Source organism: Knoellia sp. 3-2P3 (genome assembly GCF_029223115.1).
GTDB lineage: Bacteria > Actinomycetota > Actinomycetes > Actinomycetales > Dermatophilaceae > Pedococcus_A.
The window spans coordinates 524,082-547,468 of sequence record NZ_JARGZE010000001.1 but is presented as its reverse complement, the minus strand read 5'-3'; the positions used below and the strand labels follow the sequence as shown (position 1 = coordinate 547,468).

29 protein-coding genes are annotated in these 23,387 nt (G+C 73.1%); 20 read left to right on the top strand and 9 right to left on the bottom strand.

The features are described from left to right. Window positions 1–104 precede the first annotated feature (104 nt). Entirely contained in the window at window positions 105–824 is a 720-nt protein-coding gene (locus P0Y31_RS02665) for a hypothetical protein (protein WP_275866521.1), read from the top strand. A gap of 44 nt (window positions 825–868) precedes the next feature. Here P0Y31_RS02665 and P0Y31_RS02660 read toward each other — a convergent pair whose 3' ends face one another. Then, window positions 869–1,048 carry a hypothetical protein gene (locus tag P0Y31_RS02660; protein ID WP_275866520.1) on the bottom strand — a complete coding sequence of 60 codons (180 nt, stop codon included), beginning with the start codon at window positions 1,046–1,048 and terminating at the stop codon, window positions 869–871. Between the two features lie 16 nt (window positions 1,049–1,064). On the opposite strand from P0Y31_RS02660, the gene P0Y31_RS02655 reads away from it, so the two are divergent. From P0Y31_RS02655 to P0Y31_RS02645, 3 genes are all read left to right on the top strand, one after another. Next, window positions 1,065–1,706 carry a hypothetical protein gene (locus P0Y31_RS02655; protein ID WP_275866519.1) on the top strand — a complete coding sequence of 214 codons (642 nt, stop codon included), beginning with the start codon at window positions 1,065–1,067 and terminating at the stop codon, window positions 1,704–1,706. A gap of 102 nt (window positions 1,707–1,808) precedes the next feature. Further along, window positions 1,809–2,216, top strand: a complete 408-nt coding sequence (locus P0Y31_RS02650) for a hypothetical protein (RefSeq protein WP_275866518.1) — start codon at window positions 1,809–1,811, stop codon at window positions 2,214–2,216. A 43-nt stretch (window positions 2,217–2,259) separates the two neighbouring features. Beyond that, window positions 2,260–2,913 (top strand): vWA domain-containing protein, encoded by a 654-nt coding sequence (locus P0Y31_RS02645; RefSeq protein WP_275866517.1) that lies wholly within the window; start codon window positions 2,260–2,262, stop codon window positions 2,911–2,913. Window positions 2,914–2,929: 16 nt separating this feature from the next. Here P0Y31_RS02645 and P0Y31_RS02640 read toward each other — a convergent pair whose 3' ends face one another. After that, window positions 2,930–4,015, bottom strand: coding sequence for a serine hydrolase domain-containing protein (locus tag P0Y31_RS02640; protein WP_275866516.1), 1,086 nt, complete (start codon window positions 4,013–4,015; stop codon window positions 2,930–2,932). Beyond that, on the bottom strand, window positions 4,012–4,503 hold the full coding sequence (soxR, locus tag P0Y31_RS02635; protein ID WP_275866515.1) for a redox-sensitive transcriptional activator SoxR: 492 nt from the start codon (window positions 4,501–4,503) through the stop codon (window positions 4,012–4,014). Before soxR ends, P0Y31_RS02640 begins: the two co-directional genes overlap by 4 nt. An 89-nt stretch (window positions 4,504–4,592) precedes the next feature. Here soxR and P0Y31_RS02630 point away from each other — a divergent pair, with 89 nt between their 5' ends. After that, on the top strand, window positions 4,593–5,117 hold the full coding sequence (locus P0Y31_RS02630) for a DUF664 domain-containing protein (protein ID WP_275866514.1): 525 nt from the start codon (window positions 4,593–4,595) through the stop codon (window positions 5,115–5,117). Between the two features lie 28 nt (window positions 5,118–5,145). Here the strand turns inward: P0Y31_RS02630 and P0Y31_RS02625 are convergent, their stop codons facing one another. Further along, complete coding sequence (locus tag P0Y31_RS02625; RefSeq protein WP_275866513.1) at window positions 5,146–5,928, bottom strand: fructosamine kinase family protein; 783 nt, start codon at window positions 5,926–5,928, stop codon at window positions 5,146–5,148. Beyond that, on the bottom strand, window positions 5,921–6,835 hold the full coding sequence (locus P0Y31_RS02620; protein ID WP_275866512.1) for a PfkB family carbohydrate kinase: 915 nt from the start codon (window positions 6,833–6,835) through the stop codon (window positions 5,921–5,923). Before P0Y31_RS02620 ends, P0Y31_RS02625 begins: the two co-directional genes overlap by 8 nt. Window positions 6,836–7,201: 366 nt before the next feature. Here P0Y31_RS02620 and P0Y31_RS02615 point away from each other — a divergent pair, with 366 nt between their 5' ends. The 9 genes from P0Y31_RS02615 (at window position 7,202) to P0Y31_RS02575 (ending at window position 14,763) form a co-directional block, all read left to right on the top strand. After that, a complete protein-coding gene (locus P0Y31_RS02615) occupies window positions 7,202–7,954 on the top strand; it encodes a GAF and ANTAR domain-containing protein (RefSeq protein ID WP_275866511.1) in 753 nt (250 codons plus the stop codon). A 123-nt stretch (window positions 7,955–8,077) separates the two neighbouring features. Further along, window positions 8,078–8,911, top strand: a complete 834-nt coding sequence (locus tag P0Y31_RS02610; RefSeq protein WP_275866510.1) for a DsbA family protein — start codon at window positions 8,078–8,080, stop codon at window positions 8,909–8,911. A gap of 10 nt (window positions 8,912–8,921) precedes the next feature. Continuing rightward, a complete protein-coding gene (locus P0Y31_RS02605) occupies window positions 8,922–9,980 on the top strand; it encodes a phosphatase domain-containing protein (RefSeq protein WP_275866509.1) in 1,059 nt (352 codons plus the stop codon). 37 nt (window positions 9,981–10,017) lie between these two features. Continuing rightward, window positions 10,018–10,878: a DNA-formamidopyrimidine glycosylase family protein gene (locus P0Y31_RS02600; RefSeq protein ID WP_275866508.1), complete on the top strand. Its 861-nt coding sequence runs from the start codon at window positions 10,018–10,020 to the stop codon at window positions 10,876–10,878. Then, window positions 10,875–11,432: a DUF2199 domain-containing protein gene (locus P0Y31_RS02595; protein WP_275866507.1), complete on the top strand. Its 558-nt coding sequence runs from the start codon at window positions 10,875–10,877 to the stop codon at window positions 11,430–11,432. The genes P0Y31_RS02600 and P0Y31_RS02595 overlap by 4 nt, the downstream gene beginning before the upstream one ends. Before the next feature lie 36 nt (window positions 11,433–11,468). Further along, window positions 11,469–11,798, top strand: coding sequence for a rhodanese-like domain-containing protein (locus P0Y31_RS02590; RefSeq protein ID WP_275866506.1), 330 nt, complete (start codon window positions 11,469–11,471; stop codon window positions 11,796–11,798). 39 nt (window positions 11,799–11,837) lie between these two features. Then, window positions 11,838–12,353: a hypothetical protein gene (locus P0Y31_RS02585; RefSeq protein WP_275866505.1), complete on the top strand. Its 516-nt coding sequence runs from the start codon at window positions 11,838–11,840 to the stop codon at window positions 12,351–12,353. 119 nt (window positions 12,354–12,472) lie between these two features. Continuing rightward, complete coding sequence (locus P0Y31_RS02580) at window positions 12,473–13,687, top strand: ATP-binding protein (protein ID WP_275866504.1); 1,215 nt, start codon at window positions 12,473–12,475, stop codon at window positions 13,685–13,687. Between the two features lie 128 nt (window positions 13,688–13,815). Further along, window positions 13,816–14,763, top strand: a complete 948-nt coding sequence (locus P0Y31_RS02575) for a DUF808 domain-containing protein (RefSeq protein ID WP_275866503.1) — start codon at window positions 13,816–13,818, stop codon at window positions 14,761–14,763. Window positions 14,764–14,782: 19 nt separating this feature from the next. On the opposite strand, the gene P0Y31_RS02570 is transcribed toward P0Y31_RS02575, so the two are convergent. After that, window positions 14,783–16,036 (bottom strand): acyltransferase, encoded by a 1,254-nt coding sequence (locus tag P0Y31_RS02570; RefSeq protein ID WP_275866502.1) that lies wholly within the window; start codon window positions 16,034–16,036, stop codon window positions 14,783–14,785. Window positions 16,037–16,094: 58 nt separating this feature from the next. Next, on the bottom strand, window positions 16,095–16,529 hold the full coding sequence (locus tag P0Y31_RS02565) for an Lrp/AsnC family transcriptional regulator (protein WP_275866501.1): 435 nt from the start codon (window positions 16,527–16,529) through the stop codon (window positions 16,095–16,097). Window positions 16,530–16,650: 121 nt separating this feature from the next. Between P0Y31_RS02565 and P0Y31_RS02560 the strand changes: the two genes are divergently transcribed. Continuing rightward, on the top strand, window positions 16,651–18,036 hold the full coding sequence (locus P0Y31_RS02560) for a tryptophanase (RefSeq protein WP_275866500.1): 1,386 nt from the start codon (window positions 16,651–16,653) through the stop codon (window positions 18,034–18,036). Between the two features lie 51 nt (window positions 18,037–18,087). Continuing rightward, a complete protein-coding gene (locus P0Y31_RS02555; RefSeq protein WP_275866499.1) occupies window positions 18,088–18,801 on the top strand; it encodes a GNAT family N-acetyltransferase in 714 nt (237 codons plus the stop codon). An 83-nt stretch (window positions 18,802–18,884) separates the two neighbouring features. On the opposite strand, the gene P0Y31_RS02550 is transcribed toward P0Y31_RS02555, so the two are convergent. Further along, window positions 18,885–19,505 carry a methylated-DNA--[protein]-cysteine S-methyltransferase gene (locus P0Y31_RS02550; protein ID WP_275866498.1) on the bottom strand — a complete coding sequence of 207 codons (621 nt, stop codon included), beginning with the start codon at window positions 19,503–19,505 and terminating at the stop codon, window positions 18,885–18,887. Then, window positions 19,502–19,987: a sigma-70 family RNA polymerase sigma factor gene (locus P0Y31_RS02545; RefSeq protein WP_275866497.1), complete on the bottom strand. Its 486-nt coding sequence runs from the start codon at window positions 19,985–19,987 to the stop codon at window positions 19,502–19,504. Before P0Y31_RS02545 ends, P0Y31_RS02550 begins: the two co-directional genes overlap by 4 nt. A gap of 251 nt (window positions 19,988–20,238) precedes the next feature. On the opposite strand from P0Y31_RS02545, the gene P0Y31_RS02540 reads away from it, so the two are divergent. From P0Y31_RS02540 to P0Y31_RS02525, 4 genes are read left to right on the top strand one after another with little or no spacing between them, the layout of a single operon-like run. After that, window positions 20,239–21,054, top strand: coding sequence for a glycerophosphodiester phosphodiesterase family protein (locus P0Y31_RS02540; protein WP_275866496.1), 816 nt, complete (start codon window positions 20,239–20,241; stop codon window positions 21,052–21,054). A gap of 38 nt (window positions 21,055–21,092) precedes the next feature. Next, window positions 21,093–21,581 carry an ATP-binding protein gene (locus P0Y31_RS02535; protein ID WP_345803604.1) on the top strand — a complete coding sequence of 163 codons (489 nt, stop codon included), beginning with the start codon at window positions 21,093–21,095 and terminating at the stop codon, window positions 21,579–21,581. 36 nt (window positions 21,582–21,617) lie between these two features. Further along, a complete protein-coding gene (locus tag P0Y31_RS02530; RefSeq protein ID WP_275866495.1) occupies window positions 21,618–22,517 on the top strand; it encodes a DUF5926 family protein in 900 nt (299 codons plus the stop codon). 48 nt (window positions 22,518–22,565) lie between these two features. Further along, a complete protein-coding gene (locus P0Y31_RS02525) occupies window positions 22,566–23,300 on the top strand; it encodes a glycosyltransferase (protein ID WP_275866494.1) in 735 nt (244 codons plus the stop codon). Window positions 23,301–23,387 lie beyond the last annotated feature (87 nt).

Sequence of the window (23,387 nt, the reverse complement as noted above, 5' to 3'; positions counted from 1 at the left end):
ACCGGTGCCACGGGAAATGGCCCGGCAGAACGGTGGCGTGGCGGCCCGGGCAGGCGCAGACTGATCAGGGGTCCACCTCCTTTCACCGACCCGTGGGAGTCACCATGTCGCGACGCGTCGCTCTTTCGCCGGACATCGTCCCTGTGCTCTCGACCGGACGTCACCGCTCACCCCGCAAGGGCGCCTGCTTCATGGAGATGGCGTCCTACCTCGCGGGCGAGCGGTGGAGCGACCATCCGAAGTGCACGCACCCGCTGCTGGCCGGACTGGCCCGCCAGATCAACGACACGGTGCCCGACTCCGTGCGCTCCCGGCTCGCGCCGATGATCCCCTCCGTGATCGGGCTGACCGGCGACGACCTCCACGTCGACGCGAGGCTGGCGCTTCACTGCGCCACCACCGCCCTGCCGATCGCCTCCGCGACGCGGCAGAACGTGCTCGCCCTGGGGATCCTCTCGTGTGAGCGGATGCTCGCCGAGCTGGACGGCCGGCCGCGCGACAGCCTGACACCGGAGTCACGCGACGCGCTCGACCAGGTGCCCGCGGCCGAGCAGTGGGCACGCGAGTTCCGGGCCGACCTGCCGCTGACGGCCCGGGCGTTCCGGCGCCAGACCGCGCCGCACCTGGTGGCACTCGCGGTCGAGGGCATGTCGGAGGCCTGTGTCGACGACCCGTACGACCGGCTCGTCGACCTGCTCTCGGAGTGCATCGCGATGACCGCCGAGATGGTGGAGGAGCGCACCGTCACCGGTACACCGGTCACCTGGGCTGCCGACGCGGTCGCGGAGCACCGACCTGCGTCACCGGCTCCGGCCGAGGGCTGACACCTGCCGCCGCGCCGGTCCTTGCCGAGAGGGCCGGCGCGACGTCATGCCTGCCGTGGCGGGGAGGGGGTGGTGGACTCCGCCTGCTCCAGCCGCTCCTGCAGCCGGCTGCGGATCTCGTCGGGCTCGAGCTGCACGCGCCGACGCTGGTCACGGGCCATGATGGCCCCGGTGGCGGCGACGCCGGCGAGGCCGGCGATCCCGAGGACTTTCCAGAGCTTCACGACAGGAGACCCTTCCGTGGACGAGGCAGTGCTGAGCCTAGACGCGGCCGTCGACCTGACGCGCACCGGCGACGTGTGGCTCTTCCGCGGCAGGTCCGCGGCTGACCACGCGATCAGGGCCGTCACGAACGCGCCGGTCAACCACGTGGGCATGGCCGTGGTGCTCGACGACCTGCCGCCCCTGATGTGGCACGCCGAGCTCGGGCACGGCCTGCTCGACGTCTGGACCGGCACCCACCACCGCGGCGTGCAGCTGCACGACCTCAGGGATGCGGTCGTGCAGTGGTGCGACCGTTACGAGCAGCGCGCCTGGTTGCGCCAGCTCCAGACACCCGTGACGCGGGAGATGGAGGACGCCGTGCTGCGCACCATCGCCCGGCTCGACGGCACGCCCTTCCCCGCGACCGCGGCGCTCGCCGGCCGGTGGCTGCGGGGCCGCCTGCGCCGCCACGCGGCCCTCGAGACCACGTACTGCGCGGAGGTGGTGGCGGCGACCTACCAGGCGATGGGTCTGCTCGACGGCCAGCGGCCGACGAACTTCTACGACCCCGGCATGTTCTGGTCCGGCGACGGCCTGCAGCTGCTCGACGGCGCCCGCCTCGGCGAGGAGATCCGCGTCCAGGTCCCGAAGGAGGTCGGCGCGCCGGCCCAGAGGTAGCTCCAGTTGCCCCGCCCGGCCCCTGGCCTCGGCACCTACTCCGCACAAGGTTCAGAGCCGCACCTGTTGAGTATCCGCAGTTAGTGCGGTACCGTGGGTGTCATGAAGCGCAAGGAGACCAACGCCGTCGCCGAGGCCGTCGCTGCCGCCGAGGCGGAGCTGGCCCAGGTCGACCCCGAGCAGCCCGACGAGGCGCTGCCCCACCTGCGGGCAGCGCAGGAGCACCTGACCGCGGCGGTCGACGAGGCCATGGCCGCGGTCATCGTCGAGTCGGGCAGCAGCATCCGCAGCGCGGGAATGCTCGCCGGGCTGTCCGAGAACGCCGTCGGGCCGCGCCTGGCGCGCACGAGTCTCCTCGCGGCCTACGGCAGCGAGAGCGGGCGGGTGACGGCCTCGGGCGTCGAGCGTGCCCGCTACGACCTCGAGCAGGGCCGGCACCGGACCGCGGACCCCGCCGAGGGCGACCCGGCGACCAGACCCATGCGCTTCCGGGCGCGACGCACGACCTGACCGACGCCACCCGGCGCCGCAGGACCACCTCGAAGGGGGACGCATGACCGACACCAACCTCACCCACCTGTACTTCCTGCTCGACCGCTCGGGCTCGATGCAGTCGATCAAGCAGGACACCCAGGGCGGGTTCGACGCCTTCATCGAGGAGCAGCGCCGCCAGCCGGGCGAGTGCCGCGTCACCCTGGCGCAGTTCGACAACGAGTACGAGCAGGTCTTCGCGGACCGCCCGATCGCCGACGTGCCGCCGCTGCGGCTCGAGCCGCGGGGCACCACCGCGCTGCTCGACTCCATCGGCCGCCTGGTCACCAGCGCCGGCGAGCGCATCTCGCGGCTGCCGGCCGCCGAGCGTCCGGGCAGCGTCGTCATCGGCATCATGACCGACGGCCACGAGAACGCCTCCACCGAGTACACCCACGGGCAGGTCAAGGCGCTGATCGAGCGGCAGACCCGCGACCACGACTGGCAGTTCCTCTACATGGGAGCCGACCAGGACGCCATCGAGGTGGGCGCCAGCATCGGCGTCGACGCAGCGCACGCCGTGACCTACAGCCGCGACAGCGTGCACGCCGTGATGGGCGCGACCTCGGCCAACGTCAGCCGCTACCGCACCGCCCGGTCCCAGGGGATGGTGGGCCGCGAGGCGTCGCTGATGCTGGACTACACCGACGACCAGCGCGAGGCGGCCTCCGACTGAGCCCTTCCGCGGTGTGTCACAGGGGTGGGACGCCGACGACGGAGCGGAGGGCGTTCTCCACCGCGTCGGACCGGTCGTGGCTGCCCATGCTGCCGGTCACGAAGCCGTAGGCGTAGCCGCCGCGGGTACACGCCCAGCCCACGCTGCCACCGGTGCCGCCCATGCCCCAGCCGTCGTCGTCGACCGCGAAGCCGAGGCCCCACGACCGCGGCTCCCCGCCCATCACGCGGTCCACGCCCGACGCCTGGGCGTGCGCTGCCTCGTCCCGCAGTGCTGGCGACAGGAGCTGTCCCTGCAGCAGTGCGGCATACAGGCCGGCCACGGCGCGCGCGGTGCCGTGCCCGTTGATGGCCGGCACCTCGGCCCGTCGGAAGCGCTCGCTGTTGACCAGAGCAGAGGTGAAGGCGCCCGGCGGGTTGAACAGGGCGCGGCGCAGCGGCTCGGGCCGGCCGGGGGCGTCGGGCGACCACTGCGGTGCATCCAGGCCGGTGAGGTGGGCCGCTCGTGCGACCTCGCCGTCGCGCAGCCCGATGGTGAAGTCGAGGCCGAGCGGACCGCAGACCTCGTCGCGGAGGAAGTCGCCGGGGGTCCTGCCGTCGACCCGACGGACGAGCTCGCCCACGAGGTGGCCGTAGAAGAGGGCGCTCTCACCGATCGCGGTGCCCGACTCCCACAGCGGCTGCTCGGAGGCCAGCCGGGCGCACATCGCGTCCCAGTCGTGCCACAGCGACTCGGGTGCCGGGTCGGCCAGCGCGACGAGCCCGGTCTGGTGCGAGAGCACCTGACGCACCGTGGCGGTGGCGCGCAGCTCGGGCCAGTACCGCTGGGCGGGGGCGTCGAGGTCGAGCCGACCGCGGTCGACGAGCACGAGGGCCGTGAGTGCCGCGAACGGCTTGGTGACCGAGTAGGGCATGACGATGGTGTCGCGTCGCCACGGCTTCGTGCGCGCAGAGTCGGCGTGGCCACCCCAGAGATCGACCACCCACCGGCCGTCGTGCCAGGCGGCGACCGCCGCGCCGGTGCCGGGTTGGGCGTCGACCACCTCCGTGAAGGCGTCACGCACCTCCTCGAACCCCGGGGCGACCTCCCCCTCCACGCTCATGCGTCAGCCCCGAGGCCGTCGACAGGGCGAGGACGCCGCAGCAGCGGTGGCAGCTTTGTGGCCCCGGGCGCCTCGGGGGAGGTGGCCGCCTCGTCCCGGGGGTTGGAGATGCCGCACTGCTTCAGGCTCAGGCAGCCGCAGCCGATGCACGAGTCGAGCCGGTCGCGCAGCGCCTCGAGGGCGGCCACCTGCTCGTCGAGCCGGTGCCGCCAGTGGGCCGAGATGCGGGTCCAGTCGGCCTTGGTGGGGGTCCGGTTCTCGGGGAGACGGGCGAGCTCGGCCCGCACCTCCTCCAGCGAGAGCCCCACGTTGGTCGCGGCCCGGATGAACGCGAGCCGGCGCAGCACCGGCCGGGTGTAACGGCGCTGCCCGCCCGCCGTGCGCGAGGCCTGGATGAGCCCCTCCCGCTCGTAGTAGCGCAGCGCCGAGGGGGCGAAGCCGCTGCGGCGAGCGACCTCGGCGACGGTCAGGACGTCGTGCGCGTCCACGGGCCTCCCTGCATGGGTCGACGGGCTCGGCAGCATTCTCCCCCGATCGTCGGGTGCCGCGGGCGCACTCCGTGCCTAGCATCGAGGGCATGACGCTGGGTGAGCTGCTGGTCGACTCCTTCAACCGCATCAGGGAGGGGGTGCACGAGGCCGTTGAGGGACTCGCCGCCGAGGAGCTGGCCGAGCGGCCCGGCCCCGAGGCGAACTCGATCGCCTGGCTGGTCTGGCACCTGGCGCGCATCCAGGACGACCACGTGGCCGACCTCGCCGGGGTTGAGCAGGTCTGGACCGCCCAGGGGTGGGCGAGGCGGTTCGGCCTGCCGTTCGACGACGCCGACACCGGCTATGGCCACTCGCCCACCGAGGTGGACGCCGTGCGCGTCGCCCCGGAGCTGCTGACCGGCTACCTCGACGCGGTGCACGAGCAGAGCGTCGCCTTCGTCTCGGGCCTGGGCCTGGAAGACCTCGACCGCATCGTCGACGAGCGCTGGGACCCGCCCGTCAGCCTCGGGGTGCGGCTGGTCAGCGTCATCAACGACGACCAGCAGCACGTCGGGCAGGCCGCCTACGTGCGCGGGCTCATCGAGGCGGGTCGCGCCGAGCTGGTGGGCTGAGCTGGTGGGCTGAGCCGCACGGGCCGCGTCAGCGGTAGCGGCGGGCGTGCTCGAGGCTCTGCCGGACGTACCCGCCCCCGAACAGCACGGCGTGCACCATGAGCGGGTGCAGCTGGTGCAGGGCGACGCGCTCGGGCCACTGGGCGTCGAGCCGGTGCTGGGTGAGGTAGCCGGAGACGACGAACTCCAGGTGCGGGCACCCGAAGAGGGCCAGCATGGCCAGGTCGCTCTCGCGGTGGCCTCCGTGCGCGGCCGGGTCGATGAGCACGGCGCCGCCTCGGGTCCACAGCAGGTTGCCGGACCAGAGGTCGCCGTGGATGCGGGCGGGCGGCGCCCCGTCGTCGAACTCGCCCCGCGCCACCCGAGCCGCGATTGCCTCGACTAGGGCGATATCGGATCTGCGGTAGACACCCCTATCGACGGCAAGCGCCAGGGTGCGCAGGAGCTGGGCCGCGTGGAACTCGCCCCAGGAGTCGCTCTCCCGCAGGGCCAGCGGCAGCGGCTCCGAGAGCGGCCCGAGGAACCCGTCGCCGACCCAGCCGTCCGGTGGCGAGCCGAAGGCCGGTGCACCGGCGTCGTGGGTGCGGGCCAGGGCCGCGCCGAAGGCCTCCGCCGCCACGGGGTCGGGGTTGACGAAGGTCAGGCGCCGCAGGTCGAGGTGGTGGTCTGCGACCTCGAGCACCTCGGCGACGGCCGCCCCGCCCGACGCGGACCCCAGCCACGCGAGACCGGCCGCCTCCCACCGGAAGTAGCCCTCGGGCGCACTGGCGCTGCCCTTGCGGAAGACCTCGTCCGGCCTCGACTCAGGCACGGGCAGCCACCTGGCGCTCGAGCCACTGCTCGTCGAGGTCGGGGTCGGCGAGGTGCGGGCTCGCGACGCACCCCGCCGCGACGGCGGCCCCGGCACGCAGGGCCCGTGGCCAGTCCCAGCCGCGGCTGTGCCCGTAGGCGACCCCGGCGCAGAACGCGTCACCGGCACCGTTGGGGTCGACCGCGTCCACCTCGACCGGTGGCACGTACAGCGGTTCGTGGCCCGGCAGCAGCGCCGTCGCACCCCGGCTCCCGTGGGTCACCACCACGAGCTCCCGGCTGCGCGCCAGGTGGGCGGCGAGGCCCACGGCGTCGTCCAGCGCCTCGTCGGAGAGGAAGAGGTAGCGGGCCGCGGCGACGAAGTCGCGGTGGAAGTCCTGCTCCCCGTCCCAGTCGTGCACGTCCACCCAGACGGGGGTGCCGGCGGCGGCCAGGGCGGTCAGCACCCTCCGGGCGTAGTTGGCCAGGTTGACCCACACGTAGTCGGCCCCGACCGTGAAGGCCGCCAGATCATCGGCCGAGACCATGGCGTCGTCCGGGTCGTGCGTGCCGCCGTTGACGTAGACGCTCGCCCGCCGGCCTTCGGGGTCCATGAGGTTGACGTGCCGCTCGGTGCCGGCGGGGTCGGTCACCCGGGTCAGGTCCACCCCCGCGTCGGCCAGCTCCGCAGCCGCACGGTCCCCCTCGGGGTCGTCGCCGACCAGGGCGTGCAGCCGGGTGGCGAATCCCAGCCGGGCCAGGTTCAGGGCCTTGCCCGAGCCGGTCGCACCGATGCCTTCCCGTGCCGCGGTGGCGAAGAGGGTCTCCGTGCGACCCTGCGGCAGCCGCGGCACGTCGATGACCTGGTTCCAGCTCACGCCGCCGACCACCGCCGCGCTCGGCCGGCGCGACGCGCCAAGGGCACCCATGCGGCCATCCTGCCCCACGGCATACCGGATCTTTGTCAATCCCTGACCGGGCCTTCCCCTGCTGTATGCCGTGCGGCTGGGAGGTTGCCTGCCATGCAGCTCGCCGTGCGTGCGCGCCCGAGACCGACCGTGCCGGCTGCCGTCCTCCTGGTGGCGGCCGGCACGGTCCTCGCGCACCCGGAGTGGGTCGCCCCGATCTGGCCGTAGGCACCACCGCCTGACCGGCCGCAGGGACCCAGCGTGCCACCGTCGACTCCTCCACGGCGGTGGCACGCTGGCGCTCGTTAGCGGGCAGGGCGCGGGGCTCCTCATCGCGGGTGTTTCCGGATTACGGTTGGACCACCCGACCCCCGAGAGGAGTGCCCCATGAGCCACCAGTCGAGCGCGGTCCCGGCGACGCCCACCGAGCGCCTCATGGCCGCCCTGTCCGGGGTGCTGGGGTCGATGGAAGAGCTGGGGTCCTACCTCGACGGCCTCGTCTTCGCGGTGCGCGACAACGTCGAGCACTGCGACGCCGTCGGGGTCACGATCGTCCTCGAGGACCGTCCGCGCACGGCGTCCTACACGACGGCGCGCACCCTGGAGATCGACGCGGTGCAGTATGCCGTCGACGACGGCCCGTGCCTGGACGCCTACCGCAACCGGCGGGAGAACCTCGTCGAACTGCCCGACGCGCACGAGCGGTGGCCGATGTTCACCTCCGCGGTCGACACCGCCGACGTGCAGTCGCTGCTGGCCATGCCGCTGCTCTCGGGCGGGCGCTGCTTCGGCGCCCTCAACCTCTACGGCAGGACGCGGCACGCCTTCGACGACACCGACCGTGCGCTCGTGCGCATGGCCGCCTCCCGCGCGGCCGACGCGGTCGGTGCCGTCCTCGAGCTCGAGGGGGCCCGCGAGCTGGCCGCGCAGATGGAGCAGGCGATGGCCAGCCGGGCGGTGATCGAGCAGGCCAAGGGGGTCCTCATGGGTCGTCACGCCATCGACGAGACGCAGGCCTTCGAGGCGCTCCGCCGCCACTCCCAGAACCGCAACGTCAAGCTCCGCGCCCTGGCCGCCGAGATCGTCGGCGAGGTCGTCGGCCGGGTGGAGCGCGTGGCGGGCGACGAGCTGCCGGCCTGACAGCTGGTGGACGGAGCCCCTGCACGGCGGGGGCCATGGGTTAGTGTCGACATCACCTGAAGCAACCGGGTGCAGCCGCAAGGGCTGGCCGGTTGCTTTTCTTGTCTCCTGGAGGAGGTGCGCGTGCCCGCATCCTGCCGACACCCATCCCACCGAACCGTTTCCCCCCGACACCCGTCCCGACACGTCTCCGACCGACACCACCGGGGCTCCTCCGCCCTCGGCCTGAGCTCGTGGTGCGCCCACGCGAGCCGCTCGCTCGACCACGGGCCGGGATCCACCGAGCAGTGGCGGATCCGCCTCGGCTCGGCCTTCCGAACCACCGGCCCGGCGCCCCGCGACGTCGAGCGCCCGCTGCTGGTCTACCTGCACGACCCCTACTGCCCCTGGTCCTACGGCTACCTGCCCGCCCTCAGCCAGCTGCTCCGCGAGGTCGACGGCGAGGCAGACCTCGAGGTCGTCAGCATCGGCCTCTTCCACGGGGAGTCCATCGCCGCCACGACCTCGCCGCTGCAGGCCGTGCGGCGGGCCACCGGCGCACGCTTCGGCCCCGGCTACGAGCTGGCGCTTGCCGACGGCGTCATGCCGCTCGACTCCCGGGCGGCAGCGGCTGCGGTGATCAGCCTCACGGCAGCAGCCCCGGGCCGGGTGCTGGAGGGCCTGTGGGCTGCGCAGCGGGCCTTCTTCTGGGAGGGCCGGAGCCTCGCGGACCCGGCGACCGTCAAGGACGTCGCCGACGGCCTCGGGCTGGACGGCGACGCCGTGGCCCTGTTCGCGGGGTCGAGCCGAGCCGCGGAGCTCGCCGAGGAGGACTTCCTCCTCGCCCACGACCTCGAGGCCCGCCGGGGCCCCACGTTGCTGCTCAGCCACGGGAGGCGCCTGAGCGAGCTCGAGGGCCCCGGAACCAGCGGTGACCAGCTCGTCGAGCAGTTCAGGAGCGTGCTCGCCAGGCCATAGGGTTCTGGCCATGGCCCGCCCCCACGCCGCCGCGATCGTCGAGGACGCCTGGCACCGTCAGGTCAACGCCCTGCTGCGGGGACGGGGGTGGAAGAACCGGGTCGTCAGCCACACCGGGTACGGCTCGGAGGACTTCGTCCGCGTGCTGGGCCGGGTGCTGCTGACCCGTCGACCGGAGGAACACCCCGGCGCCGATGCCGAGGCCTCGGTGTCGGAGCTGCGTGCCGCCGAGGAGGAGCAGCGGGGGTGGCGCGCCTTCATCACCGCGCCCTCGATGAACGTGCCGGTGACCATCACCGTCGGCCGGCGCACCGTCCACGCCCGCTCCGACCGCAGCGGCTACATCGACGTCACGGTCAAGGACCACGGGCTCGACCCCGGCTGGCACGAGGTCGTGATCGAGGCGCACGACGCCGAGAGCGTGCGGGCCGCGGTCTGCGTCGTCTCGCCCGAGGCCACCTTCGGGATCATCAGCGACATCGACGACACCGTGATCAGCACCTCCCTGCCCCGTCCTCTGATCGCCGCCTGGAACACCTTCGTGCGCACCGAGAGCGCCCGCCACGTCGTGCCCGGCATGGCGACGCTCTACCGGGAGCTGCTCGCCGAGCACCCCGACGCCCCGATCGTCTACGTCTCCACCGGGGCGTGGAACACCTCGCCGCACCTCAACCGGTTCCTCAAGAGGCACGGCTACCCCCTCGGCCCCCTGCTGCTCACCGACTGGGGCCCCACCAACACCGGCTGGTTCCGCTCGGGTCAGGAGCACAAGCGCTCGTGCCTGCACCGCCTCGCCAACGAGCTGCCCCACATCCGGTGGGTGCTCGTCGGCGACGACGGCCAGCACGACCCCAGGATCTACGGCGACTTCGCCGAGGAGCGCCCCGACCGGGTGCAGGCCATCGCGATCCGCGAGCTGACGCCCACCGAGCAGGTGCTGTCCCACGGCATACCGGTCTCCAACGAGGAGCTGGCCCCCCGCCACCGGCACCACAGGGACGTCCCGGTGTGCCGCGCCGGTGACGGGTGGGGGCTGCTGCGGCTGCTGCGGGTGGCCCTGGCCCGCTGAGCCCGCACACCGCCGCGGCTGCGGGCATGATGGGCCCATGCCCGAGCTACCCGAGGTGCAGGCGCTGGTCGACTTCCTCTCCGCGCGCACGGACGGCCTGGCGGTGACCGGCGTCGAGCTGGGGTCCATCTCGGTGCTCAAGACGTTCAACCCACCGCCGCAGGCTCTCGAGGGGCTGCCCGTCGACGCGGTCGCCCGGCACGGGAAGTTCATCGACCTCGACTGCTCCGGCACGCACCTCGTCTTCCACCTCGCGCGGGCCGGCTGGCTGCGGTGGAGCGACGCGATCTCACCCACGACGCTGCGGCCCGGCAAGTCGCCGATCGCCCTGCGGGCGCGCTTCTCCGACGGCTCCGGGTTCGACCTGACGGAGGCCGGCACGAAGAAGCGGCTCGCGGCCTACGTCGTGAACGACCCCGCCGAGGTGCCCGGCATCGCCACGCTCGGCCCCGACCCCCTGGCGCCGGAGTTCACCCGGGAGGTCTTCGGCGGGCTGCTGCACAGCCGCCGCGCACAGGTCAAGGGTGTGCTGCGCGACCAGTCGGTCATCGCCGGTGTCGGCAACGCCTACTCGGACGAGGTCCTGCACGTCGCGAAGATGTCGCCGTTCGCGATCGCGGCGACGCTCGACGAGGCGTCGGTGGACCGGTTGTATGCCGCGCTGCGGGAGACGCTGTCGGCTGCGGTGCTCGCGGCCTCCGGCAAGCCGGCGGCCGAGCTCAAGGACGCGAAGCGCGCAGGCATGCGGGTGCACGGCCGCACCGGGGAGACGTGCCCGGAGTGCGGCGACACGGTGCGTGAGGTCTCGTTCGCGGACTCGTCGCTGCAGTACTGCGCGACCTGCCAGACCGGGGGCAAGCCGCTCGCCGACCGCCGGATGTCGAGGCTGCTCAAGTGACCGAGGCTGCGGGTCCCGCCGCCGGGCCCTGCCCGACCTGCGGGGCGCTGCACCTCGACCTCGCCACCGCGATGGGGTCGGGGTCGCCGCACGCCTGGGACGTCGCGACCGCCGCCCAGCGCGACGCAGGCGAGCTCACCGAGGACCTCTGCTTCCTGCCCGAGGCCGGCCCCGAGGGTGGGACGTCGTACTTCCTGCGCGGAGAGCTGGCGCTGCCCCTGCTCGACGGCGTGGACCGGTCGTCGTTCTCGTGGTCGGTGTGGGTGCTGGTGAGCGGCGAGAGCCTCGAGGTGCTCTTCGAGCACTGGGACGAGCCCGACCGGGCCGAGCGGGTGCCCCCGGTCTACGGGCTGCTGGCGAGCGAGCTGCCCTACGAGCCGTCGACGCTCGACGTGCGGGCCGTGGTGCACACCCGAGCCCCCGGCCTGGTGCCGCGGATCGAGGTCGAGCAGGCGCACGACTCGGAGCACCGGCTCGCCCGCGAGCAGGCCGAGGGCATCAGCTGGCACCGGGTGGCCGAGCTCAACGCCGCGGTCTACGGCGAGCTGCACTGAGCGCAGCCGCTCACCCTCCGTGTCAGGATGACCGGTATGAGTGAGATCCCCCAGATTGCACACACCGAGGTGCCTGACCACGCCGTCATCCTCGACGTCCGCGAGCAGGACGAGTGGGACGCCGGCCATGCCCCGGGAGCCGTGCACATCCCGCTCGGCGAGCTGCCCTCGCGCCTGCACGAGCTGCCGGACAGCGACGACGGCACGCTGGCCGTGACCTGCCGCGGCGGTGGCCGGTCGTCGCGCGCGGTGGCGTGGCTGAGCCAGCAGGGGTTCGACGTCGCCAACCTCGAGGGCGGCATGAAGGGCTGGCACGCGGCGGGCAAGCCGGTCGTCTCCACCTCCGGGCAGCCGCAGGTCATCTGAGCCCGAGCCGTTCGCGCCGGTCGTCACTACGCTGAGGTGATGGCGTGGTTCAGGCGAGGTGCACGCTCGACGGCGACCGAGGCGCCACGAGCCGGGTCGGGCAGCCCGTCGTCGGGTGCGGGTCTCGGTCTCGGTGACGACGTCCCCCTGACGCCGGTGGTCGAGAGCGTGCCCGAGCAGGAGCAGGCGCGTATCGCGACGGCCCTCGTCGAGCTCGAGGCGGTTGGAGTCGACGTCGACGACCTCGCCTCGATCGGGGCGGGCCTCGACGCCGCCTTCGTCGCGTGGGAGTCGTCGCCGGAGCCGGAGCGCGAGCCGCACGACCGGATCGTCGAGCGCTTCGCCCTCGGCATCGGCGAGCACCTGCACCGCCACACCGACCTGCGCTGGCAGCTGGTGACCGACGCGTTCGGGACCGACCTCGCGGTGGCCGACGGCATGCGCGGCGGCTTCGTCGTGGTGCCCATGAACCTCGTCGCCGTCCGCTGGCTGCGCCGCGAACAGGGCTGGGTGCCGGGCGTCGTCGGCCACCTGGTGCGCCTGCGCACCCGCTGACCTCGCGCCCGGCCGTGCAAGGCAGGCGCACGGCATACGGCTCGTCGGCGCGCGGCGACACGATGGCGGCGTATCGCGAAATCTCAGGGATCCGCTAGAGACCCCCATAGCCTGCGATCGTGGACCCGATCCGTAACCCCTACGCCCCCGGCGCCGGCCAGCGCCCGCCCGAGCTCGCCGGCCGCGACGAGCAGCTGCAGGCGTTCGACGTCGTGCTGGAGCGCATCTCGCGCGGCCGGCCCGAGCGGTCGATCGTGCTGACCGGGCTGCGCGGCGTCGGCAAGACGGTGCTGCTCAACGCGCTGCGCTCGTCGGCCGTGCGGGCGCACTGGGGCACCGGCAAGCTGGAGGCGCGCCCCGAGCAGCGCCTGCGCCGGCCCCTGTCGGCCGCGCTCCACGTGGCGGTCCGCGAGCTCGGGCACCCGCAGGGTGACGACGTCGACCACGTGCTCGGCGTCATCAAGGCCTTCGCCCAGCGGGACTCGGCTCCGAACGCCAAGCTGCGCGAGCGGTGGAACCCCGGCATCGACGCACCCGCAGTGACGGGCCGGGCCGACTCGGGCGACATCGAGATCGACCTCGTCGAGCTGCTGACCGACGTGGGTGGCCTCGCCGCCGACGTCGGCAAGGGCGTCGCGATCTTCATCGACGAGATGCAGGACCTCGGGGCCGAGGACGTCTCGGCCATCTGCGCGGCCTGCCACGAGATCAGCCAGTCCGGCCTGCCGGTCATCGTCGTCGGGGCCGGCCTCCCGCACCTGCCCGCGGTGCTGTCGGCGAGCAAGTCCTACAGCGAGCGGCTGTTCAAGTACCAGCGCATCGACCGCCTCGACCGCGAGGCGGCCGACCGGGCCCTCTCCGCGCCGGCCAAGGAGGAGGACGCCGAGTTCACGCCGGAGGCGCTCGAGGCCCTGTATGCCGCGACCGCCGGCTACCCGTTCTTCGTCCAGGCCTACGGCAAGGTGGCCTGGGACGTTGCCCCCCAGACCCCGATCACGGCCGACGACGTGAAGGTGGCCGCGCCCGAGGCCGAGGCCGAGCTGGCGGTGGGCTTCTTCGGCTCGCGCTACGAGCGAGCCACCCCGGCGGAGCGGGAGTACCTGCGGGCCATGGCCGACGCCGCGCTGCAGCTCGCCGAGTCGGGTGAGGAGCCGCTCGACGAGACCGAGTCGGTGCCGACCGCGTCGGTGGCGGCGGTGCTCGACCGCAAGCCGCAGTCGCTGTCACCCGCCCGCGACGCGCTGCTGAAGAAGGGCCTCATCTACTCGGGCGAGCGGGGCCGCATCGCCTTCACCGTCCCGCACTTCGGCCGGTACCTGCGCGCGAACGGCTGACCCGGGCGTGGTGGGCAGTGGCGCGGGAGCGCGGGTAGCCTTCCGCGTGTGCTGACGCCTCCGTTCCGGGTGCCCGCTGGGCGCCGCTCACCCGCCACCGACACCGTCCCGACAGGGGTGGGTCGCTGATGGCGGGCGGACTCGTCGCGCTGCTCGACGACATCGCCGCGCTGGCCAAGCTCGCGGCCGCCTCGGTCGACGACGTCGGTGCCGCCGCAGGCCGGGCCAGCGCCAAGGCTGCCGGTGTCGTCGTCGACGACACGGCCGTGACCCCGCGCTACGTGCACGGTTTCGAGCCCCAGCGCGAGCTGCCGATCATCAAGCGCATCGCCATCGGCTCGCTCAGGAACAAGCTGCTCATCATCCTGCCGGTGGCCCTGCTGCTCAGCCAGTTCATTCCGTGGCTGCTGACGCCCATCCTCATGGTGGGTGGCACCTACCTCTGCTACGAGGGCGCCGAGAAGATCTGGGAGAAGGTCAGCGGCCACCACGAGGAGCACGAGGGCGAGCCGGCTGCCACGGTGGGACCGGAGCAGGAGAAGGCGATGGTCTCGGGGGCCATCCGCACCGACTTCATCCTGTCGGCGGAGATCATGGTCATCGCGCTCAACGAGGTCGCCGACGAGCCGTTCGTCTCCCGGGCCGTCATCCTCGCCGTGGTCGCCGTCGGCATCACGCTGCTCGTCTACGGCGTGGTCGGCCTGATCGTGAAGATGGACGACATCGGCCTGCACCTCGCGGAGCGCGACTCGGGTGCCGCCCAGGCCGTCGGCCGGTTCCTCGTCCGCGGCATGCCGAAGCTGCTGGCCGTGCTGTCCACCGTCGGCATCGTCGCCATGCTGTGGGTGGGCGGTCACATCCTGCTCGTCGGCGTCGACGAGCTCGGCTGGCACGCTCCCTACGAGCTGGTGCACCACCTCGAGGAGGCCGTGCACGGGGTGGGCGGACTCGGTGGCTTCCTGGCGTGGCTGGTCAACACGCTGGCGTCCGCCCTCATCGGGCTCGTCGTCGGTGCCGTCGTCGTCGCCGTGATGCACGTCGTCCCGCGTCGCAAGAAGGCCGCTGCCGCGCACTGAGCCCGTCCGGCACCCGCGGCTACAGGACCTTCGACATCCCCGGGACGCGGCTGACGAGCAGCCAGGACAGGCCGAAGGAGCCGGCCACCGATCCCGCCGCGACCAGCAGGGCCTTGAGCTCGGCAGGCACCGGCACGGGTCGCAGGGCCACCGCCAGTCCGATGAGCAACAGGCCCTGGAGGACGAACGCTCCGTAGGCGCTGCGGCTGGCAGCCGGCCGCACCCACCGCAACGGACGGCCGAGGTGCCGCTGTGCCTCGGCCAGGAGCCAGACCGGCTCGAACACCGCCAGCGCGCTGCCACCCACGGCGAAGACGAAGGACGCCCACTGCCAGCCGCCCTCCCAGGACGACTGGTCGAGCGTGCCCCCGATGCCCGCAGCCCCCAGGGCGCCGACGAAGGCCGCCGCCGAGACCAGCGTCGCCGCGCGGCACCGGCGCCGCAGCCGATCCGGTATGCCGGTCAGCCAGCTCCTGCGGGCTGCCACCACCCCCAGCGCGAAGAGTGCGATGCACTCCGGCCACTGGTAGAGGTTGAGGTCGACGAACCTCTGGCTGTCGAACGGGAAGACGAACCGCACGGCGAAGGTCGTCGTCGCGACCACCGCCGCGAGGGCGAGGAGGTGGGTGAACCGGATCTCGGTGGACGGTGTCGGGCGGTGCGGGTTCGGGGCCGCTCCCCCCGCTGGAGCTGCGGGTGCCCTGCGGCGCATGGCCGCCCACGCGGCATACACGAGGGAGAACAGGAGCAGGTCGCCGACGAACCAGAGGTAGCCGGTGTCCAACGCCTCCTCCGGAGTGCCAACAAGCTCGCGCCAGTAGGAGCCGGGGGCGTTTCCGAGCGGCCGGTAGAGCGCGTAGAGGAGCGCGGGCCAGAGGAGGAACGAGTAGATCGCGAACGGGAGGCCGAGCCGCCACAGGCGCTCGCGCGCGAACGCGCCGGGTCCCTTGCGGTCGAGGGAGCGGGGGGTCAGGAGGCCGGCGATGAGGAAGAGCGCCGGGATCATGAACAGCCCCACGGGGGCGATGGCGGCGATGAGCGCGGCCTCCGTGGCCGGCGCGAGGGTGGTCTCGCGCACATCGGCGTAGGCGAACATCTCCGTGCTGGTGTAGCTGCCGAAGGCATGGCCGACGATGATCGCGGCGACGAGCACCACCTTGACGTTGTCGACCCACTGCGAGCGGCGCGCCACCCAGGCGTCGGTTTCGGTGCCGGTGACGTCGACGGAACGGGTGGCCGGGAACTGCCCCGGACCTGGCCCGGTGCCTGCCATGGACCCAGCGTCAGCCGAGCCCCGGCCACCCGTCAGGGACCAACGTCCCGTTGGGCGCTCAGGCGGGCCCGACCGGCTTCCACGGCAGGAGGTCGGAGAGCACCATGCTGCTGCTGGGCCGGCCGTACCTCGCCAGGCGGTCGATGAGCTCTTCGAAGTCGGCCATCGCCGGCACGGCGACCATGAGCACCGAGCAGCCCTGCCCGGTCACCCGGTAGAACGCCCGGATCTCCGGCCAGCTGGCGACCTCGGGGTCGCGCAGCAGGCAGGTCGGGCCGTAGCAGTCCATCACCACCACTGCCTGCACCGGTCGGCCGGCCCGGGCCAGGTCGACGGTGGCGTGGTAGCCGCTGATGACGCCGGAGTCCTGCAGGCGCCGCACCCGGTCGGCGACCGCCGGGGGCGAGAGCCTGACCCGCCGCGACAGCTCGTTGAAGGACAGTCGGGCGTCGGCCTGGAGCTCCTCGAGGATGTGCCAGTCGACCCGGTCCATCGCGCCCACCTTTCGTTCGCAAGCCCGTCGGGCTGATCGCAGTATGAACCGAAGGCAGCGAGGCTCGTCGGGGTTTCGACGCCCCTTCACGATCACGCTCCTCGCTGGCGATCCTGTGGGCATGGATGAGCCGCAGTTCAGCACGATCTTCGAACCCTTCCGCATCCACTCGGTGGAGCCGCTGCGGATGACCACCCGGGCCGAGCGCTGCGAGCACCTGCGCGCCGCCTCCTGGAACCTCTTCCAGCTCAGGGCCGAGCACGTGCTCATCGACCTGCTGACCGACTCCGGGACCGGGGCGATGAGCCGCGACCAGTGGGCGGCGCTGCAGCACGGCGACGAGTCGTATGCCGGCTCGCCCTCCTACTACCTCTTCGTCGACGCGGTGCGCGAGCTGTTCCCCTTCCGGCACGTCATCCCCGTGCACCAGGGGCGGGCGGCGGAGAAGATCCTCTTCTCCGCCCTCGGGGGTGCAGGGAAGGTCGTGCCCAACAACACCCACTTCGACACCACCAGGGCCAACGTCGAGGCCACCGGGGCTGCCGCGGTGGACCTCGTGATCGCCGAGGGTCGGGACCCCGCCTCGGACCACCCGTTCAAGGGCAACATGGACCTCGCGGCCCTCGAGCACCTGCTGGAGACCGCGGGTGGCGACGTGCCCTGCGTCTTCGTCACCATCACCAACAACAGCGGCGGGGGCCAGCCGGTCTCGCTCGCCAACCTGCGCGGCGTCCGGTCGCTGTGCGACCGCTTCGGCAAGCCGCTGTTCCTCGACGCCTGCCGGTTCGCCGAGAACGCGTGGTTCATCCGGGAGCGCGAGGAGGGCCAGGGCGACCGCGAGGTGGCCGACATCGTCCGCGAGATCTCCTCCCTGGCCGACGGCATGACCATGAGCGCCAAGAAGGACCCGATGGGCAACATCGGCGGCTGGCTCGCGATGAACGACGACGACCTCGCCCAGGAGTGCCGCAACACCCTCATCCTGACCGAGGGGTTCCCGACCTATGGCGGGCTGGCCGGCCGCGACCTCGAAGCCCTCGCCCAGGGCCTGACGGAGGTCGTGCAGCACGACTACCTGCGCTACCGGATCAGGTCGACGGCCTACCTCGGCGAGGCTCTCCAGAAGCGCGGCATCCCGGTGCTCAGCCCCTTCGGGGGACACGCCGTCTACCTCGACGCCCGAGCCCTGGCCGACCACCTCGACCCCTTGGAGTACCCGGGTCAGGCGGTGGCCGTCGCGCTCTACGAGGTCGGCGGCATCCGCACCTGCGAGATCGGCACCGTGATGTTCGGTCGCCAGCCCGACGGCTCGGAGGTGCCGGCGGCGATGGACCTCGTCCGGCTCGCGATCCCCCGGCGCACCTACACGCAGAGCCACATCGACTACGTGATCGAGGTCTGCGAGCAGGTTGCGGCCCGGGCACACGAGCTGCCCGGGTACCGGATCGTCGAGGAGCCGAAGGCGTTGCGGCACTTCACCTCGCGGTTCGAGCCGATCACGAGCTGACCCCGTCGGCTGTCTTGCGCTGGCTGAACCCCCGCCAGCCTGAGCGCGGGTGTGCGACCGTGGGGTGTGGCCGAGTCGGTGGCGCCGTCTCCGGATGAGCACCTGACGACGGGCTGGGAGCCGGACCTGCCCGCAGACGACACCCTCGTGCGCCAGGCCGTCCTCGTGCACTCCTCGTGGCCCCTCCGCCTGGCGGAGGCCGCAGGGCGCCCGCACCGGCACACCCCGCGGTGGGCGGGCGCCTGGCTCAACGACCGCGGGGCGCTCTCCAACCCGGTGGCGCCCGCTAGGGTCGCCGCCGTGCTCTCCGACGACAACCGCGTGTCCCACGGCGGCGCCAGAACCACCCTGCAGCTCCTGGTCGGCGAGGCGGACGCCGACCTCGACGCGCGGCTGAGCGACGAGCTCGACGCCTTCAACAGCGCCGCGTCCGGCGTCTCCGACCAGCGCGAGCTGACCGTGCGGGTCACCGACGTCGACGGCGGGCTGGTCGCGGGTCTGAGCGGGTGGACCTGGGGGACCTGCGCCGGCGTGGCGATGGTCTGGGTGCGGGAGGACTGCCGTCAGCAGGGGTTGGGTGGCCGGATGATGGCGGCCGCCGAGGAGGAGGCGGGGTCGCGCGGGTGCCGCCAGCTCCTGGTCTCGTCGTTCACCTTCCAGGCGCCGGGCTTCTACGAGCGGCACGGCTACACCGAGATCGGGCGCTCCCCGGACCTGCCGGTCGAGGGTGCGGCTGACGTCCACTTCATCAAGTACCTGACCTGAACGGGGAATCGACCAGCCCGCCCCGCCGCCCCAGCCTCCGTCGAGTGCTCGCTACGGCACTCTTGCCGGTTTCCTAGACAGCCCTAGCGGTCTGCATCGACCGGGTCGTCCGCCCGCCCGGCCCTGCTCTCCCTCCTCTCGAGGTCCAGGAGGTAGCGCTTGGCAGCCAGCCCACCGGCATACCCGGTCAGGGCGCCGGAGGCGGCAACCACGCGGTGGCACGGGAGCACGACGCACAGGGGGTTCGCGCCCAGGGCGGCGCCGACGGCACGTGAGGCCGACGGCCGCTCCACGGCGCGCGCGAGCGAGCCGTACGTCGCCGTCTGTCCGTAGCCCACCGTCGCGGCGAGGCGGGGCAGCACCACCCGCTGGAACGGGCTTGCCAGTGCGAGACCGGTCCGCACCGTGAAGCGGTGGCGGCGCCCGGCGAGGAAGGCATCGAGCTCACGGCGTACCTCGTCGAGCTCGCGGGGCTGGCGCAGCACCCGCGGTGAGATGACCCGGCTCAGCCTGTCGAGCAGCGCCGACTCCGAGAGCTCGTCGGGCACGAACGTGCTGGCCACCAGGGCTCCGGACGCATCGGCCGCCAGCAGCATCCGGCCGATCGCGGTGTCCTCGACGACGTACGACACGTCGCTCGCCGGCAGTGTCGGGGGCCGCACCTCCGGAGCGAACGCGGCCAGCTGGTCCTCGGGTTCCCTCACGGCAGATCCCTCCTCAGGGCGGCCAGGCCGTCGCTGACCAGCCGCCGGCTCATCGTCGGTGTCGTCTCCAGGGCCTGCGCGATCGCGGGGTGGTCGAGGTCGGCGACGTACTTCAGCACCACCGCCTGCCGCTGCCGTTCCGGCAGGTCGGCCACGCGCTTCCACAGGCCGGTGTCGGGAAGGCCGGTCTCCGGCCCGGCGACCAGGCCGCCCCCGCCCAGCGCGGCCACGTCGTCGCTCGGCACCGCCCGGCGCCCCCGGGCACGGTGGGCGTCCATGGCGCAGCGGTGCGTGATGGTCAGCAGCCAGCTGCGCAGGTTCCGGCTCGACTGCAGCCGGGGGTAGGCCGCCAGCGCCTGCAGCCACGCCTGCTGCGCGACGTCGTCACCGTCGACGGGCCCGGCCAGGGCGTGCGCGAGACGGGCGACGTCGCGCCAGTGGGCGTCCACGAGCGTCTGGAAGGCAGGCAGCGTCACAGGCATGGAACGACCCGGCCGGCCACCGTGTGAGTGCCCGGGCACGTCGTGGTGCCGGGGAGTGCTGCCGTGTGTCGCACGCGGACACTCTGCCGCACCGCGTCACCGCGGGGGCCGACCCCTCCACCCGCCGGCCCCACGATCCACGACGGGAGGGCGACGATCTGGTGACTTCCCATCGTCCGTCCGGGGGAGATCGGTACAAAGTTCCCCCGGAGATGCGGCGTTCGGCCGCCGGGGGTGGCACGATATCGGCCGTGCCCAATGATGGAGCCACGCGGCATCGGCCCCTCGTGATCGCCCACCGGGGATCGAGCAGCGCCGAACCCGAGCACACGCTGTCCGCCTACCTGCGGGCCATCGACGAGGGCGCCGACGCCCTCGAGTGCGACGTCCGGCTCACCGCCGACTCCCACCTGGTCTGCGTGCACGACCGACGAGTGAACCGCACCTCCAACGGCCGCGGCATCGTCTCGACGCTGGAGCTCGCCGAGCTCGAGGGCCTGGACTGGGGCTCGTGGAAGGCGCAGCACGCCGGCGACAGCGAGATGCCCGACCACCACCGCAACCGGCTGCTCACCCTGCGCCGGCTGCTGAGCGCGGTCACGGCCTCCGAGCGCCCCCTCGGCCTGACGATCGAGACCAAGCACCCGACCCGGTACGCCGGGCTCGTCGAGCGGCAGCTCGCCCGGATGCTGGCCGAGTTCGGGCTCGACACGCCTCGGCAGCCGGGGGACCACTGGGTACGGATGATGTCGTTCTCGCAGCTCGCCGTGCAGCGGATGCGCCAGCTGTGCCCGCACGTCCCCACGGTCTACCTCATGCACGAGGTGGTGCCCCTGCGCTTCCGCGACGGGTCCCTCCCCCGAGGCATCCACACGGCTGGGCTGGACATCAAGATCGTGCGCCGGTGGCCCCAGACGGTCGAGCGCCAGCACGCCCGAGGCCACGAGGTCTACGTGTGGACCGTGGACGAGCCCGAGGACGTGCGCCTCTGCCTGGAGCTCGGTGTCGACGCAATTATCAGCAATCGTCCCAATCTGGTGGTCGACGCCCTGCAGACCACTCGGTAGGCTCATCCCCAGAACCGCACGGCGCTAGGGGGTACGAGGTGACCAACCAGGGGAGGACCGCTTCGTCGGTGACCCCTGCTCCGGCGCCGGGTCTCGCCTCGCAGCCGGGCGCCTCTGGGGACGCCTCCCGCACCATCCGGGTCCCGTGGAGCGCCTCGTCGGTCTCCCTCGTGCGCCGCACGGTCGTCAACGACCTGCGCGAGCGCGGCATCGCCACCGTCACGATCGACGAGTCCGAGATCGTCGTCTCCGAGCTGGTCTCCAACGCGATCCGCCACGCCCGCCCACTGGGCGACGGCAGCCTGCGGGTCCACTGGAAGGTCAAGGCCGGGGTCGTCGAGGTCGAGGTGACCGACGGGGGCGGAGACACCGTGCCCCACCCGGCACCGCGCACCGTGTGGGCGCCCTCCGGCCGCGGCCTGCGCATCGTGCGCAGCCTCGCGCACGAGTGGGGCGTCGCGGAGGACCGCTACGGCAGCACCGTGTGGGCCTCTCTCGGCGGCCCGTCGCGCCGCCGCAGCCGCTGACCGGCGCCTCTCCACGCGCCCACTAGGGTTTGCCCCATGGGTAAGGCATCTCGCCGCCGCAAGCACGGCGTCACCGCAGACCAGTCCAGCCGCAAGACCCGGGTCGAGCCGGCGCCGTTCGTGGCGCGCCCGTTCGCGGGCCTGCCGAACGAGACCGACTGGGTTGCCATGCGCGAGATCCTGCCCGCAGCCACCGCGACCGTCCGCTTCGCCGAGGGCAGGGCGCCCGAGGGTGCTCCCGCCGAGGCGACCGTCGCGACGGTGCTGCCGCTGGCCTGGCCCGGCCTGCACCGCGCCGACGGCACCGTGTTCATCGGCACCCAGTCGGGCTCGGCCTCCGGTGACGCCTCCCGCGACCTCGCTGCGTCGCTGCTGGCAGCCGCCGCCGCCGAGCAGGGCACCCCGGTCACGGCCGTCCCGCAGGCCACTGCCGAGACCCCGCGCCTGCAGGACCTGCTCGACGCGGAGACCGACTTCGACGTGACCGTGCACGAGGGCTTCGAGTTCTGGGTCGGCGACAGCGAGCTCGACGCCGAGGGACAGGCCTCGCTGGAGCGGGCCAACGAGTCGATCGTGCCGACGACGCGGATGTCGTCGGCGCCCTCGGCCTACTGGGTGCGCATCGGGGAGCGCACCCACATCCGGCTCGTGCTGCCGGAGGACGAGGACGTCGCCACCGATGCCCTGGCCCGCCTGCACGCGGCCGGTGAGAGCGGGCTCGGTGAGGGGACCCGCCTGCTCGGCGCGTTCCGCGCCTGCGGCCTGCTCGTGCCGGTCTGGGACCTCGACCCCGAGAAGGAGGCCGCCGACTACGAGGACGAGCTCGCAGCCTTCGCCGGCCGGTATGCCGCGGCCGTGGGTTCGAAGGACTCCCTCACCGCCGAGGAGCGCCGGGCCCGCTCGGGGCTGCTCAGCCGGCAGGTGACGCTGCGCTGACGGCGCGTCGCGCCGTCGGCCGAGCCCGCGTCCCGAGAGGCTGAGGACATGAGCGCCCCTCCCGTCGCAGCCGTCATCCCCGCCAAGGACGAGGCCGCCCGGATCGCCGCCACCGTCCGTGCCGTCCGCGGCATCGAGGGTGTCGACCTCGTGGTGGTCGTCGACGACGGCAGCTCGGACGCCACCGCCGCGCTCGCCCGCGAGGCGGGGGCCGAGGTCGTGCGCCACGCCCGCAACCGCGGCAAGGCGGCGGCGATGACGACCGGGGCGGGCCACGTCACCCGGTACGAGGAGCGGGAGGGCCGGGTGGGCGACCCGGCTGCCCGTCGGCCGCTGCTCTTCGTCGACGGCGACCTCGAGGCCTCGGCCGCCAACCTCGGCGTGCTGGTGCCGCCGGTCACCGAGGGACGGGCGGACATGACCATCGCCACGCTGCCCCCACAGAAGTCGCCCGGGGGTGGCCGTGGCTTCGTGGTGCGCCTGGCCCGGCGCGGCATCGAGCACCTCACCGGGTTCCGGGCGGTGCAGCCCCTCTCGGGCATGCGGTGCCTCTCGCGGGAGGCCTTCGACGCGGCCAGCCCGCTGGCCCGGGGCTGGGGCGTGGAGGTCGGCCTGACCGTCGACGTGCTCCTGGCCGGGATGCGCGTGCTCGAGGTGCCCTGCGAGCTGCACCACCGGGTGAGCGGCTCCGACTGGCGCGGCCAGCTGCACCGCGCCCGGCAGTACCGCGACGTCGCCCTGGCCCTTGCCCGGCGCAGGCTCCGCCGTCGCGTCGGACGCTGATGGAGACTGCGGGGGCCCCCACCCCACCCGGGTCGAGGTATCCACGCCGGGGAACCTCGGGCGGTAATACCTCGAACCGTGGGTGGG